This window comes from Methylovirgula sp. 4M-Z18 (genome assembly GCF_037890675.1).
GTDB lineage: Bacteria > Pseudomonadota > Alphaproteobacteria > Rhizobiales > Beijerinckiaceae > 4M-Z18.
This window is the reverse complement of sequence record NZ_CP149574.1, coordinates 1,515,360-1,534,891: the sequence shown is the minus strand read 5'-3', so window position 1 is coordinate 1,534,891 and position 19,532 is coordinate 1,515,360. Positions and strand designations below refer to the sequence as shown.

22 protein-coding genes are annotated in these 19,532 nt (G+C 58.6%); 2 read left to right on the top strand and 20 right to left on the bottom strand.

Annotation, left to right across the window (positions count from 1 at the left end):
• Positions 1 to 74: 74 nt before the first annotated feature.
• On the bottom strand, positions 75 to 812 hold the full coding sequence (locus V9T28_RS06975; protein ID WP_116398301.1) for a class I SAM-dependent methyltransferase: 738 nt from the start codon (positions 810 to 812) through the stop codon (positions 75 to 77).
• Positions 813 to 1,151: 339 nt separating this feature from the next.
• Here V9T28_RS06975 and V9T28_RS06970 point away from each other — a divergent pair, with 339 nt between their 5' ends.
• The gene (locus tag V9T28_RS06970; protein WP_116398300.1) at positions 1,152 to 2,318 is read left to right on the top strand and encodes an acyltransferase family protein; all 1,167 of its coding nucleotides are present in this window, start codon (positions 1,152 to 1,154) and stop codon (positions 2,316 to 2,318) included.
• A gap of 3 nt (positions 2,319 to 2,321) precedes the next feature.
• Here the strand turns inward: V9T28_RS06970 and V9T28_RS06965 are convergent, their stop codons facing one another.
• The 4 genes from V9T28_RS06965 to V9T28_RS06950 form a co-directional block, all read right to left on the bottom strand.
• Positions 2,322 to 4,094 carry a hypothetical protein gene (locus V9T28_RS06965; RefSeq protein WP_116398299.1) on the bottom strand — a complete coding sequence of 591 codons (1,773 nt, stop codon included), beginning with the start codon at positions 4,092 to 4,094 and terminating at the stop codon, positions 2,322 to 2,324.
• 11 nt (positions 4,095 to 4,105) lie between these two features.
• Positions 4,106 to 5,914, bottom strand: coding sequence for a hypothetical protein (locus tag V9T28_RS06960; RefSeq protein WP_116398298.1), 1,809 nt, complete (start codon positions 5,912 to 5,914; stop codon positions 4,106 to 4,108).
• A 162-nt stretch (positions 5,915 to 6,076) separates the two neighbouring features.
• Positions 6,077 to 6,742 (bottom strand): hypothetical protein, encoded by a 666-nt coding sequence (locus V9T28_RS06955; protein ID WP_147306351.1) that lies wholly within the window; start codon positions 6,740 to 6,742, stop codon positions 6,077 to 6,079.
• A gap of 125 nt (positions 6,743 to 6,867) precedes the next feature.
• The gene (locus V9T28_RS06950; RefSeq protein ID WP_147306350.1) at positions 6,868 to 7,590 is read right to left on the bottom strand and encodes a hypothetical protein; all 723 of its coding nucleotides are present in this window, start codon (positions 7,588 to 7,590) and stop codon (positions 6,868 to 6,870) included.
• A gap of 72 nt (positions 7,591 to 7,662) precedes the next feature.
• Here V9T28_RS06950 and V9T28_RS06945 point away from each other — a divergent pair, with 72 nt between their 5' ends.
• On the top strand, positions 7,663 to 7,938 hold the full coding sequence (locus tag V9T28_RS06945; protein WP_116398294.1) for a YARHG domain-containing protein: 276 nt from the start codon (positions 7,663 to 7,665) through the stop codon (positions 7,936 to 7,938).
• Between the two features lie 30 nt (positions 7,939 to 7,968).
• On the opposite strand, the gene V9T28_RS06940 is transcribed toward V9T28_RS06945, so the two are convergent.
• The 15 genes from V9T28_RS06940 to V9T28_RS06870 all read right to left on the bottom strand — a co-directional run bounded on the left by V9T28_RS06940 (position 7,969) and on the right by V9T28_RS06870 (position 19,485).
• The gene (locus tag V9T28_RS06940; RefSeq protein ID WP_116398293.1) at positions 7,969 to 9,096 is read right to left on the bottom strand and encodes a baseplate J/gp47 family protein; all 1,128 of its coding nucleotides are present in this window, start codon (positions 9,094 to 9,096) and stop codon (positions 7,969 to 7,971) included.
• 98 nt (positions 9,097 to 9,194) lie between these two features.
• The gene (locus V9T28_RS06935; protein ID WP_116398292.1) at positions 9,195 to 9,608 is read right to left on the bottom strand and encodes a phage tail protein; all 414 of its coding nucleotides are present in this window, start codon (positions 9,606 to 9,608) and stop codon (positions 9,195 to 9,197) included.
• Between the two features lies 1 nt (position 9,609).
• On the bottom strand, positions 9,610 to 9,870 hold the full coding sequence (locus V9T28_RS06930; RefSeq protein WP_116398291.1) for a PAAR domain-containing protein: 261 nt from the start codon (positions 9,868 to 9,870) through the stop codon (positions 9,610 to 9,612).
• Entirely contained in the window at positions 9,870 to 10,388 is a 519-nt protein-coding gene (locus V9T28_RS06925) for a phage baseplate assembly protein V (RefSeq protein ID WP_147306349.1), read from the bottom strand. Before V9T28_RS06925 ends, V9T28_RS06930 begins: the two co-directional genes overlap by 1 nt.
• 165 nt (positions 10,389 to 10,553) lie before the next feature.
• Positions 10,554 to 11,657 (bottom strand): phage late control D family protein, encoded by a 1,104-nt coding sequence (locus V9T28_RS06920; RefSeq protein WP_210210402.1) that lies wholly within the window; start codon positions 11,655 to 11,657, stop codon positions 10,554 to 10,556.
• 8 nt (positions 11,658 to 11,665) lie between these two features.
• Positions 11,666 to 11,902, bottom strand: coding sequence for a LysM peptidoglycan-binding domain-containing protein (locus V9T28_RS06915; protein WP_116398288.1), 237 nt, complete (start codon positions 11,900 to 11,902; stop codon positions 11,666 to 11,668).
• Between the two features lie 81 nt (positions 11,903 to 11,983).
• Complete coding sequence (locus V9T28_RS06910; RefSeq protein ID WP_116398287.1) at positions 11,984 to 12,322, bottom strand: hypothetical protein; 339 nt, start codon at positions 12,320 to 12,322, stop codon at positions 11,984 to 11,986.
• Complete coding sequence (locus V9T28_RS06905) at positions 12,319 to 12,765, bottom strand: hypothetical protein (protein WP_116398286.1); 447 nt, start codon at positions 12,763 to 12,765, stop codon at positions 12,319 to 12,321. The genes V9T28_RS06910 and V9T28_RS06905 overlap by 4 nt, the downstream gene beginning before the upstream one ends.
• Positions 12,766 to 12,830: 65 nt before the next feature.
• On the bottom strand, positions 12,831 to 14,810 hold the full coding sequence (locus V9T28_RS06900; RefSeq protein WP_116398285.1) for a phage tail tip lysozyme: 1,980 nt from the start codon (positions 14,808 to 14,810) through the stop codon (positions 12,831 to 12,833).
• A 96-nt stretch (positions 14,811 to 14,906) separates the two neighbouring features.
• On the bottom strand, positions 14,907 to 15,452 hold the full coding sequence (locus V9T28_RS06895) for a hypothetical protein (RefSeq protein ID WP_116398284.1): 546 nt from the start codon (positions 15,450 to 15,452) through the stop codon (positions 14,907 to 14,909).
• Positions 15,453 to 15,464: 12 nt separating this feature from the next.
• On the bottom strand, positions 15,465 to 15,965 hold the full coding sequence (locus V9T28_RS06890; RefSeq protein WP_147306348.1) for a hypothetical protein: 501 nt from the start codon (positions 15,963 to 15,965) through the stop codon (positions 15,465 to 15,467).
• Between the two features lie 168 nt (positions 15,966 to 16,133).
• On the bottom strand, positions 16,134 to 16,283 hold the full coding sequence (locus tag V9T28_RS06885; protein ID WP_158554648.1) for a hypothetical protein: 150 nt from the start codon (positions 16,281 to 16,283) through the stop codon (positions 16,134 to 16,136).
• Between the two features lie 20 nt (positions 16,284 to 16,303).
• Positions 16,304 to 16,690: a hypothetical protein gene (locus V9T28_RS06880; RefSeq protein ID WP_116398282.1), complete on the bottom strand. Its 387-nt coding sequence runs from the start codon at positions 16,688 to 16,690 to the stop codon at positions 16,304 to 16,306.
• A 337-nt stretch (positions 16,691 to 17,027) separates the two neighbouring features.
• Positions 17,028 to 17,465, bottom strand: a complete 438-nt coding sequence (locus V9T28_RS06875) for a hypothetical protein (RefSeq protein WP_116398281.1) — start codon at positions 17,463 to 17,465, stop codon at positions 17,028 to 17,030.
• 100 nt (positions 17,466 to 17,565) lie between these two features.
• A complete protein-coding gene (locus tag V9T28_RS06870) occupies positions 17,566 to 19,485 on the bottom strand; it encodes a hypothetical protein (RefSeq protein WP_116398280.1) in 1,920 nt (639 codons plus the stop codon).
• Between the last annotated feature and the right edge of the window lie 47 nt (positions 19,486 to 19,532).

Here is a 19,532-nt window from a genome sequence, read left to right as displayed (position 1 = left end):
GAGACGAGCGGTATTTGACAATGCCGTAGCGTCCTCGCGAAAGTGGAGGCATCCCCGAGAGCGCTGCCTGGCACTTAGTCTGCTCGACCACTCCAATCGATGAGCCCAGTCCCGCTCCAGTGCCCAAATGACGTCAGATCCAGCTTCGGCCTGGCAATTTTTCGCCAAATCGACACCATGTTCATGACTCGAATATCGTCGAACATGATGATTGGGTCGTTCTTAAAGGTCACCGTCTCGAGGTTCCGCAATATGGCTGCCTCGGTGGCAACATCTTTCGGACCGTCAACGAAAATAAAATCCGCGGTTTCAAACAACTCCAGATAGGGCTTTAGACCGTCGGCTCCGGAAATGTCGTGAATTTCCTGCCGAACGTTCCCACTCGCAAAATCACTCTTCCTAAGCCAGGTTTTATCGAACGTATCCCACGGCACGATGTCGAAACTCGTGATCGATCCACCGTTCGGAAGGCCCTGCGCCAACGATAAGAGCCCCATGCCGGTATAAGTGCCAATTTCAATGATGTTTTTCGCGGCAGTCGCGCGAACCAAGCCGACCAGCAATTTGTAATGTTCGCCGGGCCAATTCTCAAACCAACGTGGCTCGTCCGAATTGCGATCGTCAAATACCGTCAGTTCAACATGACGCGCCAAAGCGATCGCCAGAAGCGACACTTCAAAGAGGCGCCGATTTGGCGAAGAAACCGCGTCGTCCAGGCTGGCGATAACGGACCATTCCTTATGCCGCGCTTCGACACCGTCATAAAGACGCTGGGTATCCGATTCCGCACTCGCCCGCTTGGCAGCCTCCATGCGAGAGCCACCTCCCTTCATGAGAGAGCCAAAAATACCGCGAACGCTTCCACTTTTCGTCATAGTACCCCCGCCAACAGGCATTCCGATCAATTGGCGTCGAGAATAGGGTGCGTGGTGAAATAATGTCCACCTTTAAAACGCAAGCTGTAGAGCCGACGCTCCGATATAAGTCATTGTCCTGGCGGCGGAATAAGCCATGGTGAGTTCTGGAATACCCACTTCCGGAAAAAGGGGTTCAGAGGCACGGTAGAGATAGCTTAGAGCTTGGCGCGCGTTCAGAAATATAGCAAAGTCAGGCCGTTTCCGTGCTTAAATCGGGTTCCGACGGGGCTTTCTATGAATGAGATGCGAGTTTTTGCCAGAGGAACTGAGGTAAAAGGCGACCTCGCATCCTCAAAAGTGAATAAAGATATCGAGACGCTTCGCGCGATCGCCATCCTTTTTGTTTTATTCCACCATTTCGGCTTTCTGGTGGTTGGTTCTCGTGCCTACGGAGCGTATTGGAAGCATTTTGGCCTTTGGAGCGGCGTCGATCTTTTCTTCTGCATTTCGGGTTACATAATCGCAAAAAGCTACTACGAACAATTCGCTGGTACGGACAATTTGGCCGTTACAACGGCTAAATTTTGGATCAAACGAATATTCAGGCTGTGGCCCTCGGCATGGCTGTGGCTTGTGATAATGGTAATCGAATTCACAGCCCTTGGTCTCGCTCACTTCTGGAACAACTTTTCAGACGCCATCGCAGCTGTTTTGGAGATCGCAAACTTTCACTGGTGGATGTGCCTTGGAGGCCAGGGAGCCTGCGGGATGATTGGCAATTATTGGAGTCTATCTCTTGAGGAACAGTTCTATATGCTGTTCCCCTTTCTATTTCTTCTACCTCGCAAGTTCCATCCCTTTGTTTTGCTGACTGTCGTGATGATTCAGTTTCCCATTCCTCGGCTTCCTTGGACGAACGATTTTCTGTGGTTCGTGAGGACGGATGCCATAGCTTTAGGAGTGTGCATTTACCTATTTTCGCAGTCCCACTTCTATAAACTTGTTAGGCCAATATTCCTGTCTAATAGGAACGTCGCATTGATAGTCAGCTGCGGCACGGTTGGCTTACTGGCAGCAGTCACTGAACCGCAGGAATTTCCTGGACATGCGATTGTACCATTTGCAACGGGCATGATCGCAATCATGTCGGCACTGATGGTGTTCTTAGCCTCGTACGATGGCGATTGGCTATTCAATATTCCCCGATTAAGGCCAACGCTTGTCTGGATCGGGGCCCGCTCATATGCTCTCTACCTATTGCAGGCCCCTGCCTATCAGTTAGTACATAAGATCTCTTCACTCCAGACAGTCGTTGACACTGTGCCAGAAAAATTTCTCGCTGTCATAACATCATTGGCAACCTTTAGCCTTATGGCTCTTTTGGCTGAACTGAACTACAAATACTTGGAGACGCCACTAAGAAGGCGCGGCGCGCAGATCGCTGCCGCGTTTTCAAAATGAACACTAGAGCTCAGCGCTAATTGTGTTACCAGACGTGTACGTTGAATATCCCTGCCCGGCTCCCAAACTCACAAACTGAATCTGGAAGTCAAGCGTGTTAGGATTCGCGACTGACGGCGTGATGTTGGAGGTTGTGGCGAAAGTGCTCGACACAGTTGGCGTGGTGCGCATAGGCGCGGGATGCGTCATCCTGAACGCAGCCCCTTGTCCAGAAGCGGAGAAATATGAGACGGGGGAAAATGACGTTTGCGTCTGCCAGTAATACCTCTGGCACATCGCCAACTCATCAGCCCGCTTCCTCCGCTCGAAAGCGGTCGCATACGTCCCGGCCTCAAGCTGCACATTCCCAATCTGCCAAGTCCCGCTGGTTTGCGCGCCAACCGTAAATGTGATCTCGATGCCCGTTGTCGCCGCGCTCGGGATCGCGATTTGCGCCACATAGCGCGCCGTCGCCGCACTGACCGTGAAGGTGCCGGATGCAATCTGGGTCTTGGTCGGCGAAGCCACTGTGCCGAAACTGTCCGCAGTCGTGGCATAATAGGCGGTCCACGTCACCGCCGTCAGAAGGCTATTCGCCAAATTGACCGAGAGCGTCGCCGTCTGACCGGCCAGGTCATAGGAATCGGCCGCTTCGATCCGCTGCCCGAAGCCGACGCCGGTGACGCCCGACGCGCCGGTAAATTGATAGGCGTATTGCGATGGCGAGCCGGTGGCGCCAGGGTTCGAAACGCGCTGCGCGGTGACATTTGCGCCAGAGCAGAACCCGTGCCACCGATCGACGGTATAAGTCGGGCCGGCGGCTCCGGCCATGATGGTCTGGGACGCCCCGGCATTCCGCTGATCGATCGCCATCTCGCCACTGATCAGCTTGTTCCGGTAACCGACCGCATCGGTCGGCGGCGAGCTGGCCGAAATGGCGGTCCATTTGGTGGAGGAGACGCGCATCAGCACGACGCCGGCGCGGGCGTAATTCAGGGCGTAACCTGAAGCCCCATTGATCGTGTCGGAACCATTGGCGGCAATCGTGATCGTGACGGTCTGGGAGCAGTTGCCGCTTTCGTCGAAGATATAGATCGCCTGGCCCTGATTCAGACTCGATGCGGCGGGCAATTGCGCGGTGCGCGGCGCGGTGATCGAGGTCCACACCACCGCTTCCATCAGACTCGTGACGGTCTGGTTGGCATCCGCCACCGTCGTCGCCTGGTCGATATTCAAGGCGACGCGCTGGGCGGGAACGCCGGCGGCAGTGACGAGCGCGCGGCCGGCCGCCGTGCTGTCGGTCAGGTCGGTCGAGGCGAGCGTGACACTGCCGGTGCGGCCGGCCACCGCTGTCACTTCGCTCGCGATGCCGTCCCACTTGTTCCAAACCGCGCCATTGAACACGGCCATGTCGCCGATGTTCCACTGCGTAACGCCGTCGAGACTGGTGGAACCGGCCACATTGACGCGGTAGAGATAGCCCTTCGTGCCGGCGCCGGAAACAAGCGCCGGATTATTGGCATTTGCGTCCCAGGTCCCGATATACGTCATCGCGCCCTGAAGGGCGGCGGGCAATTGGTTGAGCGACAAATGCCCGCCGCCGTCGAGCGTGGCGAGGCCATTGGCGCTGCCGGGCGTCGCTGACGGCAGGCCGAGCGCGGCGAACCACGCCGTCTGGCTGGCGCCACTCAGCAAGGTGGCCGAATAGGACGAGACGCCGCCGGCCGGAAAGGTTTGCGCGAAGGCGTTATTGAGCGCAGCCGCGGTGAGCAGCTGCCCCTGAACGAAAGACGACATGTTGCCCCCGCTTAAGCAAATTCAAAAATGACGACGAGGCCGTTGCCGCCACTGCCGCCGGGGCCGCCTTGGTCGGACCCGCCGCCGCCGCCGCCGTTGCTGCCATTTCCGCCGGTCTTGCCGTAGACGCCGTGCATGTCATCGCCGCTCGAGCCGCCGGTGCCGAACATCGTGCCGCCGCCGGGGCCGCCATCGCCTGGGCCACCGGCAACGCCCGGCTGGCCGTTCCACGCGAGGCCCGCGACGCCTGCGCCCAAGGATCCCGAACCTCCGCCGCCCGCCGAGCCGAGCGTGAACTGGCCGTTGCTTTGATATTGCGCCGGCCAACCGCCCGCGCCGCCCGTCGCGCTCGCCAACGCGCCCAGTTTCGTGAGGCCGCCGGACCCGCCGACGGAGTTGGAAACGGGCGCGCCGCCGGAACCGATCGTGATGCTGAGGCTCGGATAGGACACCGCGCTGCCAAAGACGAGGAATCCGCCGCCCGCGCCGCCGCCGCCCGATGTGCCGGCTAAACTGGTGACGCCGGAGGGGACAGTGACGCCGTTCTGGCACGAGCCGCCGGCACCCCCGCCGCCGAAGCCGATGGCGATGAAGCTCTTGCTGCTCGCGCCGGCGTTCCAGGTGCTGCTCGCGGCGAAGGCGGCCACGTTCTGCAGCGTGCCGGGCCAGGAGCCGCGCAGGGCGGAAATCAATTGCAGCCAGCTCAAGACTCGATGGTGCCCGTCGTTCTGCGAGTAGAACGGCCACAGGTCGGTGCTGCCGACCGTGGGCTCGACGGACAGGGACGGTAGATTCAGGGCGACAACGCCGGAGCCGTTGACGTTGATGCCTTCGCCCGACGAGGCCGACAGCGAACCGACCGCCGAGGCCGTAATGCCGTTCATGAAGCGCCACGAGGTGCCGTCGAAGGCGATGTGGGCGAGGTAGTTGGCGGGCATGACTTGCGTCGTGCTCATCGCCGAACCGTCGGCGGCCACCAGCGCCACTTGCGGCGCGCCATTGACCGCAATCGTCATCGGCCCGTTCGAGGCCGTACCGATCTTGCGCACGCGCATTTCGAAACCGGCGCCGATCGTCGCCGGCGCCGGGTTGAGCGCCACCACCATCGCGTTCTGCGCGCCGGTGTCGATCGCGAAGCCATAGGTCCCGCCCTGCACCCAGGCCGGCATTTGCGGCAATTTCACCGCGATGAAGGGCGCGCCGGCGAAGGAGCCGATTTGCGCCGAAGTGAGCGCGCTTGCGCCATTTGCCACCGTCACCACCCAGAGGCCGACATAGCCGGCATCGGGCGCCGGCGTGACCTGACTGCCCGCCGTTGCGGCGACGCCCGCCTTGGCGACGAAATTGATGCCGCATTGCCGCAAAGTCGGCTGCGCCGTGCCGGAACCGCCGGGCCCGGTAAAGGCCATGGCGGGGTTGGCGGAGTTGAAATAGGACAGCACTATATTGCCGGTGTCCTGCTCGACGAGTTCCGCCTCGATCAGGTAATTGATCGCCTGGCCGGCGGTGGAGGGCGGCGTGAGCGTCAGCGCGGTGACGGGCAACGAAACGCCCTGCTTGACGATCTGATCCACCGTGTCGATCCCGAGCGAACCATAGGACACGGAATCGACCGGCACTTGCGCATAGATCGCACCGGGCCCGATCTGCACGGCCAGGGACGCGGGCGTCGTCGGCGTGCAAGCAAGGCCGTCGACGACAGTGCCCGTGCCAAGCACGCCCTGCGCCAGCCACCCAAGCGCGATCATCTTGTTGCGCTCGGCATTGAGCCACAATGTGTCGGTGGGCTGCTCGGAGGGGTACACGATTGTGCGATCCATGGAGGGTTCCTGAAAATGAAAAAAGGCCCCGGTGGGGCCTGTTGGAAGAATTGTTGGGATAGTGGTTCAAGGAGGTTTGAGTTATGGGACCGGTCGCCCAACAGCGCTAAGATTTATCAGTCGTTCTTTGAAGCTGTTTTGTGCATTGAGACGATCGAAGGGCTAGTCGCTGGTCAGGCACATATTTTGGCTGCGAACACGAGAGACTTTAACGGCAACTTCAATCGTCAAGCGCACATGATGCGGCTTGTCTTTGCGAACACCCAATAGCTTTCCAGTTTTAACCGAAAAGCCCTTAATGAGGGCGTCATCTTCCAACAGCACGTAAAGAGGATCAGCAGCGACGACTTCACCTCCCAACTCAGACACGTTGTCTGGCATACGAAGTGAATCAAATAGTGTTTTGATCCTGTTGTCGAGATCGCCGCCCCTCTTTAAGAGCTTGAACGGCTCATCATGTCGCAAAAATAAAATATCAACATCGCAAAATAGATATAATGAATGACGCACAAGTGGAATGATCTTTCCCACTCCTTGTTTATCGATAGGTCCACATAAGTCAGTTTGCCCATCGAGAAGGGGCGGCATCGCGTCCTCGTAGGTCGGGAGTTCAATTGGCTCGAAACTTGGAGGCCCTCCCCCCAACCAACCGCCGCCAAAGTGATAAGGTGTTGTGCGCGCTGTCCGCGCGAGCTGTCGGAGAACAACATTGCTTTGCCATAGATCGGCAAGTTGATCGTGAAACTGATTCCGAATCCGCGATGCATATTTAGCGCGTGATCCACTGCCCGCAGGCAATTCTCCGTCATAGATCAACGTAAATTTCATCCATTCCACCGACTCGGCCACTTGCCGCAGCGCCCTGCAGTCGGCGAACGACAAAGGTTATAAAGTCATACGACCATACCACAATAAAGATTTAGAACGGTTTTGACATTCAAACGCAAGTCCATTCACGCCAGCGCCGTCGCATTCAAATAAAAGCTCATATCCAGCCGTCCCCCCGCCACCGGCGGCGGGCCGATGTTGACCCATGCCGTGATGCCGCTCGCGCGGGTAGCGTTGATCGTGTCGTAGATGTTCTGGTTGGTCACCGCACCCTGCGTGAGGCTCACATCAGCGAGGGCGAATTCGCCGGCACCGAAACCGCCTTGCGCGTCGTTCAAACCCGCGAGATTGGGAATGCCTGCACCGATCGGTTCCACCGCCGTGATGAAGATCGTATAGGGATAGGCGGTCGAGCCGAAAGCCGAGGCCGACTCGTTCAAGGCCCAGGCGGCGCCGAAGCCGCCAGTGTCGGCGGCGTTCCACGGCTCGAACACGCGGACCGACGTGCCGGTGAGATCGCGCACCGCCTTGATCACGGCGCCGCGCGTCGCCCGTGCCCGAGTGAGTTCGTTCTGAATCGAGAGCGCCCAGGCCGCATCCGTCTCGCCCGGCTTGCGCTGAAAGCGAAGGCCGAAATAGTCGAAGGCGAGAAGATCGAGAAAGCCGTCCGATGCGGTTTGCAGCCGCGTCTGAGCCTTAGCGAATTGCACGAGGCTATAGATAAAGGCCTCGTTCGCCGCGACGCCACCAAGAAGCGCGCTCGCGTGCTGATCGGAATCCCGAAACCACGACGCCGGAACGAGCGCCTGCAAGCGGTTCAGTATGTCACTTTGATCACCAAGAGTCATCGTCCATAAGGCCTATGCGCAGCGGCCGCTGGTTATATTACAATGCGCCCATGGAAGACTGGGAGCGCGGTCATGACCAGCAGGCATAAATTTGCAATTGTAGCGGGGTGCCTCACCACATTGATATCGGGTGACGCGTCGGCGCAGCTAAGTGCCTATTCCTGTTACGATCTATGGCACGAACGCAACGCGATCTACGCGCGGCGTGGCTACTGCTTCAAAACCGATCGAGCCATCTCTGAGTTTGGCGTCGGCTGTTTTCCTCCCTATGGCCGCTTGACACCTCAAGAAGCCTATCGGGTGCGGGAGATTCAATATTGGGAAGCGCAAAGCGACTGTTCGGAGTGATCCTGTCGCAAGTGGCATGGGCGTCTCAACTCATGTCACACTCACAATACCAGGCTTGATCGTCTGGCCGAAGCCGGGGACGAGATCAGCGGCTGTACTATTCATCACGACGCTCGACACATTCGCGACGCCCGGCACGCCGAAGGCGATCGAGGGCAGGAGATTGTAGGCGAGCGTGTTTTCAAGGCCCACATTGGCGATCGCCGTGCCAAGCGCCGCCGCGACCTGCGCCACGACATTTTGATGAACATAGCCGGACGCGGTCGTGATCGCCATAGCGACATTGGCGAGCAGCGTCGTCGCGGGATAGACACTGGCGCGGATGCCCGCGGCGCGCACCGCTTGCACGGCGGTATTGGCTGCGGCAATCAGCGCAGCCGGCGGATTGCCAGAGCCGTCGTCGACAAAGATCGTTATCATGCCAGGATCGCTCGCGCCGTTGGGATCCACATTCTCGTGAATCGCCACTTGCAGGTCGACCTGCAGGCTCTGGATCGCGTAAGTGAGCGCAGCGTCGGTGGCTTTCGACAGCGAACCGATGAAGGCGACGAAACGGCTGCGGAGAGCCGCATCGGATTCGGCATCGACGCCGTTTGAGAGCGGCGCGCCGTTCACCACCGTATCGACGCCCGGAATCGTGCTCGCGATCAGCGTGATCGTACCGGCCGCCACATTGCCCGCCGTGCCGCCGGCAAGTGCCGCGACCGGCGCGTTCACCGCGGCCGCGCCGCTCGCCAAGGTGTAGCCGCCGAGCACGGCGGAATAAGCCGTGTTGGTCGCATCGGCTGTGACGCTGAACTGCTGGCTGCCGTCGGCGGATCTCACCAATGTGCCGAGCGGAATGAATGGCGCAATGGTACTGGCCGTGAAACGCGAGAAGATCACCTGCCCTGTCGCGCTCGCCGCGCCAAGCCGGGTGAGGCCGAATTGCTGCACGAAGGAATCGAGATCCGAGCCATTGGAGGTTTGCGCGCGCGTAACCCCGAGCACCTGCACGATAAGGGCCTGCAGCCACAAAGCATTGGCCGCATCGGCCTCCGCCACGGCGCGCAAAATTGCGCCTTGGCTGAAATCGATGAGGTCGGAAGAGCGCGCCTGCACCGCGGCGGCAAAGTTCTGCACGAGCTGCGAAAAGCTCTGCGTGGTGAGATTGGCCATAAGGAGCTTTCGATGGGAAGAACGACGAAGGCTGCAATGTCATCCCAGCTTGACCCGGGATGACATGAGCGGCGCGGCAGGGGTGCTGACAACGCCGCCTAACTCGGCACTTCCACGCTGAGCGCCGCTTGCTGCGATTGCGCGTAGGGCCGCGCCTGCACCGGAAACGTCACCGTCACCGCCTTTTGCGCGAAACGGTCGAAATAGCGGATCGTCACGATAAGGCCATTGGTCATGCTTTGCAGCGTGATCTTCGGCGTCGGACTGCGCGCAACGCAGATCTCCTTGAAAATCTGCGCACGGACAATCGCGGCGATCACCCGGTCGTCACGCACATTGCCGATGCGCTGCGGCAGGCCTGCCCCATAATCGGGATGCCAAATATATTCGCCTTGCGCCGTCATCAGCCGGCGCAGCACGCGCTGCATGCCGAGGTTGAAACCATCGGCGGTCGCAAGATCGCCGTTCGGCGCCGCGCTTAAGTCGCCTGTCCAGAGATGATGAAGGTCCATGTCAGCTCACGTTCCAGTTCGGCGATCCGGCAACGATGGTCGCGCCGCACGAGCAGAGCGAGCCAACCCGCGCCATCGCCCGTCCGTTGCATTGATAATTCGGCGAACCGGTAACGATCGTTACCGGCCCGTGGATGAGGCATGTCGCGCTGTCGCCAACGCGCGCGATCGCGAGGCCGTTGCACTGCCAATCGGGCGAGCCAGAGGTGACATTGCCGCCATGCGAGATCGGATCGCCGATGCGGGCGACGGGCGTTCCCATCAACTCAGATTCCCACCGCCAGTGAAGCTCATCGGCGCGCCACTCGAAAGCGTAACACCTTGCCCCGCAGCGATTGTCAGGCCTTGTGCCGAACTATGCGCGACGCTGCCATCGGCGCGCATGGCGATGCTGGAACCGCTTTGGTGTTTCATCAAGATCTCGCCCGATTGCACGGTCGGCGGCTTCTCCTGATCGGAGAACAGCCGGCCCGCAATGAACGGCACTTCCACATCGCCGCCGATGAAGCCCATGACAAATTGATCGCCCACCTGCGGCCCCGTGACGATGCCCCAGCCGGCGCCGATCGCGTGGGAGGGAAGCGGAATGAATCCGGTCTCGATATTTTCCGGTTGACGCAGGAGCTTCACGCTATGGGTCGCCGGATCGTAGCTTGACACAATGCCAATCCGCGGGTGCATGCGCCGCGCCATGGAATGATCAATGCACTGGTAAATGAGATTGGTCAGGCGTTCGGTGAAGGACATGGAATCGGCTGCCTTGTTGATACGGAACGACAATGAAGGCCCCGGTGTCATCCCGGGCTTGACCCGGGATCCCGGAGTCGTGCGACAAACGAATCATCATTGGCTGTGCGGCACAGGACTTTCCTGCATCATTGCAGCGATGGCACTGGATCCCGGGTCAAGCTCAGGACGACATGTGTGGCGCGGCTATGTTGCAGCTCACACCGTCGTCCCCGGCTTTCCCGCCGTGACGTTGTTCGACGGCAGTTGAGACGACAGCGCGCGGCCGCCTGCGCCACTCCCACCGGTCTTCGCTTGGATGGTCATGCGGTAGCCGTCCTTCGCGCTTATCTTATGGTCGATCTGGTCGATATGATAATTCTGATCGAAACTCGAATTCGTTCCGGTGAGCGCGATCTGAAGGAGCGGCGTCAGCGCGGTGTCACCCGGCATCTCGATCGTGAGGTCGAAAGCATGGCGCGTATGCTCCTTCAGCTTCGCTTGCGCGTAGCGGTCGACCTGGTCCTGGGTCTTGTGATGGGACTGATAATGATAGAGCTGCGCCGGCTCGCCGGAACCGGCGCTCGCGCTCGCGGAGACCATTTGCTTCTTCTTGTGGTCCCAAGAATTGACATTGACTGTATGTTTTTTGGCCGCCTCGAAATTGCGCCCTAGTTTCACCGACACTTGGGCAAGAGATTGCGCCGCCGCGCTCGGGCTCGCGGGCGTGCAGGCGACCGGATAGACCGGCAGTGACGGATCGTCGAGGGTCGTGAAATACAGCGTATTGCCGACGACGCAATGCACCTTGCCTTCCGCCTCAGCGATCTCGCGCAGCAGCATCCACAGGTTCTGGTTGCCGGTCACCTTCGCCTGTTCGGCGGTGTAGATGCGGCCCGCCATGCCGGTGTTGCCGTCGGTGGCGAGCATAAGGCCGGCGCGACCGGCGATACTCTGCGCGATGTCCTCGTGCTTCTGGTTCTGGAATTTCTCATTGGTCTTCTGGTTCTTCAATTGCGCGGAGGCGTCGCGGCCCGAAAGCGCGACCATTTGACCGCTGCCGCCGAATTCCACATCCGCCTTGTCGAGCGAGCCCACGAACATCGAGACGAAATCCTGCGCATCATTGGCGAAGGCGACACTCACCGCGACGCTTCTTTGCGTCGCGAGCCAATCGAGGCCGAGGCCGAGCGCATCGAGCGCACTCAGCGGCACTTTCGCGCTGAACGTGCCGGACGTGCCCTTCTTGGTCTGCGCCACGCTGCATTCCGCGCAGGGCACATCGGTCCCCGCGAGTGTGAGCTGCAGCGTAGGCTTGCGCACAGTGCTCGTCATGCGCCACCGAAGATGCCGCCGCCGGCGTTTCTGCGAACGGGGGGCATGAGCAAGGTCACGAAGGCGCCCGCAGGAAGGAACGGATCGGCGATACCATTCAGCGCGGCGAGATTGGCCTCCGCAATGCGATTCCACTGCGTCGCATCGCCAAGATAGAGCGCGGCCAAAGCAAACAGATTATCACCGGGTTTGGCGGTGATGACCTGCGCAAACGAGGAAATTTGGAGAGGCATGGGAGGACTTTCGGGTGTGATGTGGGCATCCCTTCTCCCCGTTTTATGGGAGAAGGGATCACCGCAGCAAGGCGAGCGGTTTCACCCTGTCCCCTGCTGCAGATTGAACAGCACGCGGCCGACGAGGCCTTTCAGCGTCGTCAGGGTCACCATGTTTTGCAGGGTGGCGCTTTGCGCGGTGAGCGTTGCGGCGAGCGCGGGCGGGAAATCGCCCGTCTCGACGCCAGCGACACTGTCGGTCGCGATCGTCGCATCCGTCGCGGCGATTGCGGCATCGATGGCGGTCAACGTGCCCTCGGCCTGCAGGATCAACGGCGCGAGCGTGGCGAGGGAGGCGGTCTTCAACGGCGCCGCCGCCGCGACTGCTTGCGCGAGGGCAGCAACGTGAGCCGCGACATTCGCCAAGACCGGCGCGGTCATTGAAACACCGCCGCGGCGCTGGCCGCACCCATGTCGCCGCCGACGAGATCGTCGAGTGAAGAGGCAAGCGGCGCGGCCTCGCCGGGCAGGACGGTGAGGTCGAGCTCATAGGCGATCTCGAACGCCGCTTCGTAGTCGAAGGCGTAAGATTTCACCACCACATTGTAAAAATATTCGCCCCACGAACACGCGACCTCGTCCCCGCTTTGCGCGAGCGCGAGCATCGCATCGTTGTTGGCGCTCGCCTCCGCCCCGCGCCAGCGCCCCTGCCACTTGATCGGCAGCGGTGCGCCGCCCATCGCATCGACGTTGCGCGCGCCGCCGATGAGCTGCGACACACCAAGCTGCTGCTCGACCCCGCCACTGATCTTGGAGGGCGTCGCGAAGGGAAAGGTAACGTTGTCGAACACGATGTCACCGAGGATGAGAATGTCGCCAGGCATGAAGAACGCTCGCAGTTTCCGTGATTAACGAGGATGAACAGATAAGGAAACGCGTGTAGCCTGCGCTAACGGGCGACCACCGCTCCCGGCCCGGTTCGAAAGGCAATATCATTGGTCGTCCCGTCCAGAAATGGGTTGCTTCCAATATGCATCTGGTTGGCGAACGCACGCTCAACATGTGGGGCTACGCCGCGCGCGATGGCCTGAGCGTCGAGCATTATCGTATAATGGAAAGCCGAGTTTACAGACGCGGGATTGACGACGTTTCCCCGTCCGGCACTAGCCGACGGAACAGCAGTGGCGGGAAGTGCAGTCGCTCGTTTTGCGCGAGAGGGCCCAACGGGCGTATCGTCGTCCAAATAGTCCTGCACACCTGGCACGCCCTGCCGATATTTGTCTGCTCGCTGCATCCGGAGTTTCACCTGCGGATTTTCGTATAGAGTTAGGAAGTCCACCGCCTTTTTCTCTTTGGAAAGATTGGGGTCCAACAATTCCTTCCACAGGCCCGGAGCGTAGGTTTTTAATTGGTTGATGAGGGCTTCAGTCTGCATTTGTGGATCGCGCCACTCCTGGCCCGGGTGGTTCTGAGCGAGCCAATCAGAATAGAGGTTCCAATTTTCAGCCCCCAATTGCCATAAGCCATGCGCGTAATAACCCTCGGTCCCTTTCCACTTGTCCCCTTGATCGGGATTCCGCAGAGTGGGATCGAGCGTGCTCTCGTCCATGGCATTTGCGAGCAGTCCGGAAATCCCGCTGTCCGGCATACCTTCTGCGCGCAGAGAACTCACGACCTTCGCGGCCACGTCGGACTTTCTCAGGTTTGAAATGTTGCCCATGCCAAATCCAGGCGACAGGGGGCTTGTCCAACCCAGATCGTTGCCCATCGTTGCGACCGTCGAGTACAAGGACGGGAGAGAACCCGATGCGCTCGCATCAATTCCGGCAAACGGCGCCGCAAAGTTCAACCGGCTGGCGTCGACGGGCGAGCTGAACAGACTGCTTCGGGGGCTAACGTTCAAAGGCTGAGGAGGCGGAGACTTCGATGAGCGCAGCACGAATGGAGGCGGCGCGGGTCTGTACGAACCGGGCGCGGGTAGGCTGAGTGGAACGTCCGGCGGCTCGTGCGAGAGGGACTGGAGCGAATTTGGATTGAGGTACATCGAAGCCAATTCTGCGGGAGAATATATGACATCCCGCAACCGCTTCAAATTGCTTATCCCATCGAACTGCGCAGAAAGGTAATTGGCGCCAGTCGTCTCATCAATTTTTTTTGCATCAAGTTTGAGTTGTGGGTCTCCGGCTTGCCCGACTGCACCCGATTTTGCCGTATTCCACAACGTCGCAAATTGCGTCCCGCCGGATGCGGAATGGGCCGTAATAAATTCGTCCCGTTGATCCTGAGACAATAGCCTCCAGTTGCTGAAGTGCCGGGACATTATGTCGTCAATGTATAACGCATTGGCCGCCGAAATTCGCACGCTCAATGCGTCGCCGGTTCTTTTGTTCGTCAGATCGGCAATAAAGCGTTCATAATGCCCTCTATATTGTTCCCAGCCGAAGGGATCGTGTCCTTTGAAACGATCTGGGTGACCAAGATAATATTCGAGCGCTGGAATCGCCCCATAGGGTCGAATGTTGGCCGACCCTAAATCATTGAGGACCGGATGCTGCATCGCTTGCCATGCTCTTCCGAATCTACCTGCCGCCAGGGGGACGTTGGCCACATCCTTCATATCCTTGACGTAATCTTCGTGACTGAGCTTTCTCTCAATAAAATCAAACGTTCCTTCAGGAACAAATCCCGAGAAAAGCGCGTTATGTTCCCTCACTGCGTCTTGAATAGCCAATAGATAACTTGAGCCATAGTCTCCCACGGCCCGCTTATTCATTTCGCGCGCCATAGGCCCTGCCACTGCGAGCGGCGAAACGCGCGCAGCCTCTGCCGCGGCCTTGATCTCCGGTGACATCACTTGAATCTTGTCGAGCACGTCGCGCGTAATCTGTCGTACCGGTGCGCCTGAATCTATATTTTCTTTGGCCGCCATCGGTACCTCGGAAATGTGCTTTGAGAAACAGATTTTGCAGCTGCAATTGAAATTCGACAGATTCCGCTCACCCAACTGGATCCGTCAGTTGAACCTTTAGGGATTGCCGACCGCGAAAGATATCACGAAGTCGTAGATGAAACCGGCCAGAAGGGCGTGCACGAGACAAATCGAGACCATATTCCGCCAACCGACTGGGCTCGCCGCTGGTCGCGTAACGGAAAGCAAATTCAGTATGACAATTCCAAGGATCAGCATGATGGTTGGCAGCAGAAAGAAATTTATCCAGGCCGCCATCTGCCACCACTCCGACCAAGAAATACCCGTACGTTCACAGCAAAGCGCACCCATCGACAATCGGTCAAACCCGTCGTGAAAGAAATACCAGATCGTCGGCGTCGAAATCAGAACGGATAAGGACAAAACCGCCAGGAGTTCCTTTTTCCACCGCCATTGGTGTTGCGATACAACCGTGTATCCAACGAGAAGGACTCCAGTCGAAATCAGATAGAGAACATTGGCGTTATCCGTCGCCCACATGCCGTCGACTATATTGACGGCCATACGCGCAACGGTCGTTGTGAGATATAGCGCTCCCCAAATCAACACCGATTTGCGCTCGTTGCGCGAAGCCAATTGCACAGAAGGCACTCCCTAATTAACCTCGATGTGGCGGCAGAATTCGAGAAGCGAGTATTTCGGAGCCCAAAACAAAGCGTGCCTCCAGCCGTCGGGCTGATCTGCCGCTCCACCCCCGTCGCGGATGAGCTCTCCGGTCGATTCCGAATCTCTCGCGCAGAGGAATCCCAACGACAGAGGAAAGCTGAGAATGACGAGGAGACACGCCATGACGATGTCCAAAAATTCATTACCCGTCAACGGAAACGATATACTCGCTTCTGGGCCATGACCGTCTCCTATTGCAAAATCTCCAGGCAAAATGCACGACGCAAAAAAGAGAACATGGCGAAGACAGATCAAAACACGTTTTATCTTACGATCTCTTGCCCTTCGCCTCTCGGCCTGTTTCGTCGGAGTCAAAATCCATCGGCCCATGGCAGGGAGAGGGCTTCCCACGGCCGCCATCTTTTCGAGAACCGAGGTCGATCTGGAAATGCCGTCATCCAGACGGCGCTTTTCGTTATCTCCGTTCATGCCCCACGCCCCGCACCCATAGAGACGATCCTGAGCCCTGTCTCGGAACGCCCCTCCCCAGGACTTTACGAGTAACGGTTTCACAGGGCCGACGGAAGACGCAAATGTTGCGCCGCGCATGAAAGGTTGTTGCGAAATTGTGCAAATCGCGCCAGCGAGCCTCATCCGTCACTCCCGCTTCCGCCAGCGCATAGTCTCCCAATCGAAGCTTGCGCCGTCGAGTTCGTGCAGGATCACGTTCCATGCCAAAAGGTCTGCATCGCTGAAAGACATCGCGACGTCGAAAGGGACGTTGTTCTTCACAAGATAGGCGCGCATGCGAAGATCAACGTCCTCGCTCAGTTTTTTGCTGTTTGCTCGGCGCTTTGCTTATTGAAGCCGTAGATGGTCGCGGCCGCCCCGCCCAGCGCCCTGATACCTGCATCGCCGAGCCGGTCCATCAGTGCCATCGCCTGCAGCATCGAGGCTGGCCGCGCGATGCGCTCACCGTCAATGGCGCGGCAATGGGTAATGAGGAAAATCTCGTCATACAGGCTGCTATTGCTAGCCTCCTCGCCCATCATACGCTTGATGCCGAAGCGCTCGGACGGTTTCAGGCGCACCGCCTCAATCTTGCGGCCGCTTTCATCGGTCACGCTCACGGGCGCGAAGGCGTCGGCGACGATGGCCTGGGTGGGGGTCTCGATGGCGTCGCCGAGGCGCATGTCGGGGGCGAAGTCGGTCATTCTGTACTCCGAAAAGGTAGGGATATGAGATGGCGGTCCAGCACGGGGCGTGGCCGCGGCGCGATAGGCGGCGGCGGGGGGTCGAGCCCAATTGGCTCACGTCCCGATTGGGGACGGAGGCCGCCATCCAATTTTAAGATTTTCGCGAAAAAAAGTTTGACTTTATTTAAGCATTTGCTCGTTCGGCGAGCGTTTGCATACCGAACGTCTTTTGCCCGCATATTACCCGCATATCTCCATATTCGCGCGCGCCCACAGCTTCGGCTACGGGCCGTTCGCGATGCCCTTGCCCCGCGGCGGCGCGCTCGTCCAAGGCGCGAAGATGCGGCTCAAGCCCTCACACCACCTTGATGCGCTGGCTCGCCCGGGCGGCCACTTTCATCGTCACCTTGTCCTGGCTCCGTTTCGCGCCGGCATTGTCGAGTTTGAAGGCGACGCCGACATAGGTGTATTGGGTGACGGGGCCGTTCTTTTCCTGGATATATTCCATCACCGTCCCGCCGGGAATGTTGATGCCGCTCCAATAGGCCTGCTCCAGCGCGGCGAAGAAATCGTCCACCGTGGGATCGACGCGGTCGACCGTGAAGGCGAGCCGCCAGCCGTGCGGAATTTCGCCGAACGCCGGCGGCGCGCTCAAGGGCGTCGACTCGACGTTCTTCGTCTCTTCCTGGGACTCGAAATCGGTGATGTTGCCAAACGTGATGATCGCGCCAGTGAGCGGATTGACGACCGTGACGGTGACGTCATGGCCAACGGAAAAACCTGCAACGGGCATGGATGGGGCGCCGCGCCCGTCGTGCGATTCATCTGAAAGCGTTTGAATGATTTCGGGTGCGCTGACTTGATGATGCGGCCGCAGGTCGGGTCATGGAGCCCTACCCGCCCGGGCTGTGACGCTCACTCTGATCATTGTGATAGCCGTCGAGAAACGCCGCGCCCAGGCCCAGGATGTCATCGCTGAGAATCGATGTGACAAATGGACTGATTTCACGCGCGATCGTTTTGCCGTCGAGATGCACGTTGATCACATTGTGATGGGTCACGTGCGCCGATGCGCCGGCCCTTGCTGGCGCGCCCCTTAGCGGCGCAGTGGAAATCGCTTTTGCTGCCGGCGAGGTAACCGCATTTGGAAGCCGGAAAGCAGCGATCGTATCGAGGCCAAGCGCGCCGAACGACTTAGCTTTTGCGCGCTCCTCCCTATCACTCGAACCATCCAACGTTTGCGCCGAAGACGTATTTATGCTCAAAGCGTTTGTGATCCTGCTCTCGTTCAAACCTAAGACAGCAGAGCTGCCATAACCGTAATCACCGCCAGCGAAGGAGAGTGTATCGCGATTGTAACCCAGTGTTGAGCTCGACGATCGGGCGACCGGCGGTTTGTAGGCCGAAGGCATAGATGGCGGCAAGGTAATTGATTGAGGCACCATCGATCCGGCCGATGGCAGCGAGCTGTTCAATACGAAGGGCGCGAAAGAGAAGTCAACGCCCGAACGATCAGCATAACTCAAGCGTTCAGAATCTCCGCCACTCCAAAAGTTGTCCGTGCCCTGCACGATATTTTGACCCGAACCCTCCGGTCGTTGATCAGTCGGAACTGCAGCGCTCCAATTCATGTAACTCGCAAAGGCGTTCACCGCCGCCGGACCAATAGCGTCTAATCCACCCCGTTGATCCAAGCCTGCAACTGTGCCCGTCGCATTGGTGTACTGCCTATTTGCCAAAGCCCAAGCTGCCGGGCTCAACCAGGATTGACCATTGTTCGAAGCGGCAAGCATTCGTTCATAAAAATCAATTGCATCTAGCGATTGAGGACTGGCAAGCCGAACCCCCATAAATGGGTTTGCAAAGTAATTGGTGGTCCTTACGATGCGCCCGCCAAATCGGGTGCGTGCGATGTCTTTAGATGAGGTGACGATCGTCCCAGTATTGTCGAGATAATCGGCAGCCGCTCGGCCGATGTTATATGCGGGCAGATAAGGCTGTTTGTCTCCCGGCCCCTCAAGCGTCGCGCCAGCGGCAGATGGCGTAATGATGTTCTCAGCGGTCAGAACAGCCATTGCCGCGAACGGTCCACCAAGGATCCCGGCGCCACTGACAAGCAAACCGCCCGCCGCTCCAGTATAGTTTCCCGTCCCTATATCGTAGGCGAGGCCACCAACCCCAATTGCAGCACCGCCAATTTTCCACCTATAACCGACAGAACGCATGCTGCGGCTAGCCAAATTGACGCCTGAAATGGCCATAGAGTATGCACCGACTTGCCTCAGATTCTTCGTGGAACCGGAAAGATCGCCGACGCCCTTATTCTCATCAAAATGAAGCGTCTTGCCACTCCAGCCCGACTGGGTCGGATAGTGTAAATCAGGAGAAAACTTCTTTCCATTCGGAAGAGGGTAAGAGGTTCGTGAATAGCTATTGCCCTGCAAGTCCTTCCCCTGCAAGTCCATTTCAATGGGGCCGATCTTATTTCCATATTTAGAGCGAAGGTCATTCGCGGCACTGATTGTCGCCGAATTGCCAAGATTTTTTATGAAATGAGAGGTGTATCCAAAATTCCCTGGCTGAAGAGTACGAGCCGCGAAATTTTTCTCCACAAGCATCATAGGACTATTGAGAATGGCAGTTCGCAATTTCAGAGCAAGATTATATTGCTCACTGAATCCACTTTGGTAGGTGTTGTATGTCCCCACCGCATTGGGATACGTGGTTAGAAAATAATGTCCGCGACCGATCGCACGAACGCCGATCGCGCTGGTAATCGGAGATGCAGCATTATTATTGTCGTCGGTTGCCATTGGACACTTTCACAGGTTGAATGCGTGAGCTAATCAGGACCGCCGAC